Origin of the sequence: Micromonospora sp. NPDC048843 (genome assembly GCF_040649965.1) — a bacterium.
In the GTDB taxonomy this organism is placed as follows: Bacteria; Actinomycetota; Actinomycetes; order Mycobacteriales; family Micromonosporaceae; genus Micromonospora; species Micromonospora hortensis.
Genome location: NZ_JBEZGJ010000301.1, coordinates 1 through 5,266 on the forward strand (window position 1 = coordinate 1; position 5,266 = coordinate 5,266).

Annotated in this window: 6 protein-coding genes; 1 reads left to right on the forward strand and 5 read right to left on the reverse strand. The window is 70.8% G+C overall.

The window, feature by feature from the left end; genetic code table 11:
* A partial coding sequence (locus AB0C20_RS35050) for an AfsR/SARP family transcriptional regulator (protein ID WP_357569621.1) occupies positions 1-966 on the reverse strand: 966 nt, incomplete at its 3' end.
* A 147-nt stretch (positions 967-1,113) separates the two neighbouring features.
* Here AB0C20_RS35050 and AB0C20_RS35055 point away from each other — a divergent pair.
* On the forward strand, positions 1,114-1,935 hold the full coding sequence (locus tag AB0C20_RS35055) for a hypothetical protein (RefSeq protein WP_357191149.1): 822 nt from the start codon (positions 1,114-1,116) through the stop codon (positions 1,933-1,935).
* Between the two features lie 135 nt (positions 1,936-2,070).
* Here the strand turns inward: AB0C20_RS35055 and AB0C20_RS35060 are convergent, their stop codons facing one another.
* The 4 genes from AB0C20_RS35060 to AB0C20_RS35075 all read right to left on the reverse strand — a co-directional run.
* A complete protein-coding gene (locus AB0C20_RS35060; protein WP_357569622.1) occupies positions 2,071-3,189 on the reverse strand; it encodes a branched-chain amino acid ABC transporter permease in 1,119 nt (372 codons plus the stop codon).
* Positions 3,186-4,076, reverse strand: coding sequence for a branched-chain amino acid ABC transporter permease (locus AB0C20_RS35065; protein ID WP_112584735.1), 891 nt, complete (start codon positions 4,074-4,076; stop codon positions 3,186-3,188). Before AB0C20_RS35065 ends, AB0C20_RS35060 begins: the two co-directional genes overlap by 4 nt.
* On the reverse strand, positions 4,076-4,846 hold the full coding sequence (locus AB0C20_RS35070; protein ID WP_357569623.1) for an ABC transporter ATP-binding protein: 771 nt from the start codon (positions 4,844-4,846) through the stop codon (positions 4,076-4,078). Before AB0C20_RS35070 ends, AB0C20_RS35065 begins: the two co-directional genes overlap by 1 nt.
* Positions 4,846-5,266, reverse strand: a 421-nt coding sequence (locus AB0C20_RS35075) for an ATP-binding cassette domain-containing protein (protein ID WP_357569624.1), incomplete at its 5' end; no start/stop codon positions are given. The genes AB0C20_RS35075 and AB0C20_RS35070, both read right to left, overlap by 1 nt.

Consider the following 5,266-nt stretch of genomic DNA (forward strand, 5'->3'; position numbering starts at 1 on the left):
CGGTGGCACGGCCGCAGCTTCCGCTGTCAGCCGCGGTGGTAGTGCCCTGCTCGACGGATCATCCGGTCGCGTCGGCACTGTCGTCGGCAACCCGGTGGGTGGCCCGGCGGTGGGTGGTGGGGCGGGGGCCGGTGGCCCGGAGCTGGGCCTGGCTGGTTCGACGGTCGTCGACGGCAGTGACACGGCAGTGGGCGGCAGTAGCGCCGGATCGGCCCGCAGGACGCGGCGGTGCAGGTCCTGAAGAGCGTCACCCGGCTCGATGCCGTACTCGTCGCGCAACAGGCCGCGAAAGTCGCCGTACTCGGCCAGCGCCTCGGCCTGCCGCCCGCTGCGGTGCAGCGCCAGCATCAGCTGGTGTCGCAGCCGCTCTCGCAACGGGAACTCGGCGGTCAACTCGCGCAGCTCACCGACCATCTCCCCGTGCCCGCCCAGGCGTAGCTCCAGGTCGGCCCAGCTCTCCAGCGCGGTGGCCCGCAGCTCCAACCAACGCTGTCGGGCGGAGTCGAAGAACGGCCCGGCGAAGCCGCTGAACGGCTCGCCCTTCCACAACTCCAATGTGGTCTTCAGCTCGGTCACCGCATCGGCCACCCGACCCTCGGCGCGAAGCCGCTCGGCCCGACGGATCCCCCGCTCGAATCTGATGGCGTCGACCGCGTCCGGCCCGAGCCGGAGCTGATAACCAGCGTCGGTGAGCGTCAGCACCTGACCGGGGCTACGCGGAGTGCGCTCGGGCTCCAGCACCCGACGCAGCCCAGCGACATATTTCTGCACCACGTTCGCACCGTTGGCCGGCGGCTCCTCGGGCCACACGGCGTCCACGATCTGCGTGGTGGTGACCGGACGGCCGCCAGACAGCAGGAGCACGGCCAGGACGGCCCGCTGCTTGCCGGCCCCCAGGTCGAGATCCCGGTCGCCGTGCCAGGCCCGCTGGGGCCCGAGAACCTCGAAGCGCAGCTCACCTGACATGCGAGTTTCCGCTCCTGACACCCCACTGCCGGCGCCCCGTCGGTGCACCGCCGTCGAACGGCAGCATATCGGCAGTGTTTCCGCCGTACCGCCCGGCAGCATCTCTCCCGGCAGAAGCCAAGCACCGTCAAGGAAAGAGATTTTGTGATGACGAACGGAACCGGCCACACCGGCACCATCCGGCGGAGGTTCAGCACCCTGGTTGGCGTCATCGCCGCGACCACTCTGCTGGCCGGCTGCGGCCCGGACGGGTCCGGTCCCGCCGCTGGCGGCAGCCCGAGCCCAACCCCCACGCCGAAGGAGGCGCTGCTCGCCGCGGTGCCGGACGGCACCGAGGGCGCATTCCGGTTCACCGGGAAAGACTCCAGCTCGGATATCTCGGGTGTGGTGGACCCGGCCGCGAAGGGCATGGACCTCACTGCCGCGTACAAGGACCCGGAGCACGGCTTCACCACCCGGATGTCGTTCCTCCTGGTGAAGGAACAGCTCTGGCTGAAGGTCAAGTTCACCGGTACCGAGGGGCTGACCGGGCTGCCGAAGCTGCCAAGCCGCTGGATGGAACTGGACCGCGCCAAGCTGACCGATGGGGAAAGCGCGCCGACGTACGACGGTGCTGACGTCGGCAACGCCGGCCCGATCATCGAGGCCGCCACCTCGGTCGAGGCGAAGGACGCCCAGACGTACACCGGAATCGTCGACCTGACCAAGGGCCAGGCCGGCAAGGCCGTCGGCGAGGAGGAGGTGGCGGCCCTGGGTGCGGCGGCCGGGCAGGTCCCGTTCACTGCCGTCGTCGGCCCCGACGGCAACCTCGCCTCGCTCACCCTGGCCATCCCCGCCGCCGGCAAGGCGAAGGCCTGGAAGTACCTGGTGAAGTACGCCGACTACGGCTCGGCGCCACAGCTCACCGCCCCGACCGGGAGCGCGGCACAGGAGGCGCCAAAGGTGGCCTACGACATGCTCAACGGCTGACCACCACCAGGGGGTCGCGGCCACACGGGGAGCCGCGCCCCCCTAACCCCCAAACCCGTCGATCATGAAGTTGTCGCCAACCGGCACGGCGTGTCATGGCAACAACTTCATGATCGACGGGGTGGTGGGGTGGGGTCAGCGGGGGGAGCGGGGGGAGCGGGGGCGGAGGGCTCGGGTTACGTGGGACAGGCGGGGGGCCAGGCTGGTCAGGCCGCCGGGGAAGAAGTAGACGGCCAGGATGAAGACAGTGCCCAGGACGAACAGCGGCTGGCTCAGCGGACGGCTGAGGACGGCCGGCAGGTTGTCCACCGCGTCGCTCGTGCCGAAGGCGGTGAGCCGGTGGTCCAGGTACATGTAGAGGACACCACCGAGCACCGGACCCCACCGGGTGCCCGGCCCGCCGAGCACCACCATGACCAGCAGCGACAGGGTCAGCTCGGAAGACGTGATGTGCGGCGACGCGCCGCCGACGATCAGGACGTAGACCACCCCGCCCGCCGACGCCAGGCCGCCGGCCAGGGTGAACGCCACCAGCTTGTAGCGGTACGGGTCCAACCCGAGCACGCCGATCCGCCGCTCGTCGTCGCGCAGCCCGGCGAGCACCCGACCGGTCGGTGACCCGCTCACCCGGTGCACCACGAAGACCACCAGGGTCAGGTACGCCAGCGCCAACCAGTACAGGTTGACAGTGTTCGTCACCCCCACCAGTCCGGCGGGCAACCCGGACACGTCCAGCGGCAGGCCCTCCTCGCCGCCGGTGAGCCCGCCGAAGTCCCGGGCCACCAGGATCGCCCCGACCTGGGCGAAGGCCAATGTGACCATGGCGAACGCGATGCCCACCGTCCGCAGCGCCACAGCGCCGAGCAACGCGGCGAGGATGGTGCCGCCGGTGACGGTCAGCAACGCCGCCTGCCACAGCGGCAGACCCGCCCGGGTGACCAGGATGTCGGTGCCGTACACGCCGGCGGCGAAGTACAGCGCGTGCCCGAAGGAGAGCATCCCGGTCCGACCGAAGAGCAGGTCGTACCCGGCCGCCAACCCGCCGAAGATCAGGCAGATGGCGAGCAGTTGCAGGGTGCCGGGTGAGTTGACCGGCCCCTCGAAGATCCCCGGCAGGGAAATCGTCGAGTACGGCAGGATCGCCAGCACGACCAGCGCGACCAGCGGCAGGAACGGGCGGACCCGATGCCACCGCCCCCGCTGCGGACTCAGTTCGTCGGGCACCTGCGCGCGAGGCGCGTCGATCACCGTCATGCCGTTGCCACCTTTCCGGCGATGCCCTGCGGACGCAGCAGCAGCACCACTGCCAGCAGCCCGACCACGCAGATGTCGCCCAGCCCGGACGTGCCGTAGTAGTTGACGAACTGCTGCACCAGCCCGACCACGACCGCCGCGTACGCGGAGCCGACCACCGAGCCCATCCCGCCGATCACCACAACGATGAACGCGAAGATCAGCAGTGAGCCGCCCTGCCCGGGCGAGACGGTGCCGAAGTAGACCCCGCCGAGCGCTCCGGCGAGCGCGGCGGCCGCCCCACCGATCGCGAAGACCAACGTGAACGCCTTGCGGACGTCAATGCCCAGCGCGGTCACCATCTCCCGGTTCTCCACCCCGGCCCGGATCACCAGGCCGTACCGGGTCCAACGCAGGAACGCCAGGATCGCGCCGAGCACCAGCACCGCCGCGATGATCAGCAGCAGGCCACCGTTGGGCACCTGCGCGCCGAAGATCCCGGTCACCTGCCGGGTCCAGTCCGGACGCGGGAACGGCCTTGCGTCCGCACCCCAGGTGGCCTGGAGCAACGCCACACCGGCCAGCGACAGGCCGACGGTGACCAGCACCTGTTCGATGGTGCGGGAGTACAGCGGGCGGATCAGCACCAGCTCGACCAGGATCGCGACCAGCGTGCCGGCGGCCACCCCGAAGGCGACAGCTAACACGAAGCCGAACCCGTCCGGGCCGGCGCCCGGCAGGTTGCCCGCCGCCCACCAGGTGCCGTACGCGCCGACGCCGAGGAACAGCCCGTGCGCGAAGTTGAGCACGTCGGCCAGGCCGAAGACCAGGGACAGGCCGGAGGCGACAAGGAAGTACAGCGCCGCCAGGCCGAGCCCGGTCAACGCCAGCAGGATCACGGTACCCATCAGTGCGTGTCCTTCCCGGCCACCGGAGCTCGGTCCGACCCGGCCGGGCGGTGTGCCTCGCCGGTGCCGACGCCGAGCAGGGACTTGGTCAGCGCCGTTTCCAGCAGCAACTCGCGGGCGTCGCCGGTCCAGGCCACCTTGCCGGCGGCCAGCACCACCGCGTCGCGGGCCAGTCGGCGTACGACCGCCAGATTCTGCTCGACCAGCAGCACCGGCACCGACTCCGCGACCCGTTCCAACACCTCGGCCACCTCGGTCACCACCTTTGGCGCCAACCCCTTGGTCGGCTCGTCGACGAGCAGCAGCCGGTTGTCGTTGAGCAGCACCCGACCGATGGCGAGCATCTGTTGCTGCCCGCCGGAGAGCGAACCGGCCCGTTGCCGTCCGCGTCGGTCCAGCTCCGGAAAGAGCGCGAAGACCTTGTCGTACGCCGGCGCCGCGCCGCGCCGCTCGGCGAGCCGCAGGTTCTCCGCGACGGTGAGCCCGGCGAACACGCAGCGGTCCTCGGGCACGTAGCCGAGCCCACCGCGGACCAGCCGGTGCGTCGGCCGGGCCAGCAGACTCTGCGCGCCCATCCGGATGGTGCCGCGGACCTCCCCGGCGGGCGGGGTGAGGCCGACGATCGCGCGCAGCGTGGTGGTCTTGCCGACGCCGTTGCGACCGAGCAGGACTGTCACGCCGGTCGGGGCGACATTGAAGGACACCCCCTGGAGGATGTGCAGCCCGGAGATCCGGACCGACAGCTCCTCCACATTGAGGATCGGTTCCATCAGAGTTGCTCCCCCAGGTAGGCCTCTTGCACTGTGGGGTTGGCCATCACCGTCTCCGGGGTGTCGCAGGCCAGCAGCGCGCCGTGGTGCATGACGGCGATGCGGTCGGCCAGTTCCAGGATGACGTCCATGTGGTGTTCGACCATCAACACCGCCCGACCGCTGTCGCCGGTCAACGACTTGATGACGGCGACCAACTCCGGCACGTCCTCGGCGCTGACCCCGGCCATCGGCTCGTCCAGCAGCATCACCCGCGGTTCACCGGCGAGCAGCAGGGCGATCTCCAGCTTGCGCTTCTCGCCGTGGGCAAGGGTGCCGGCGAGGGCCCTGCCGCTGCCCACTGGACAGCCCGTGACCGCGCTCACCGAGCACGGTGTCCAGGCCGTCGGGCAGGCCGGCCACCACGTCGTCCAGGGCGGC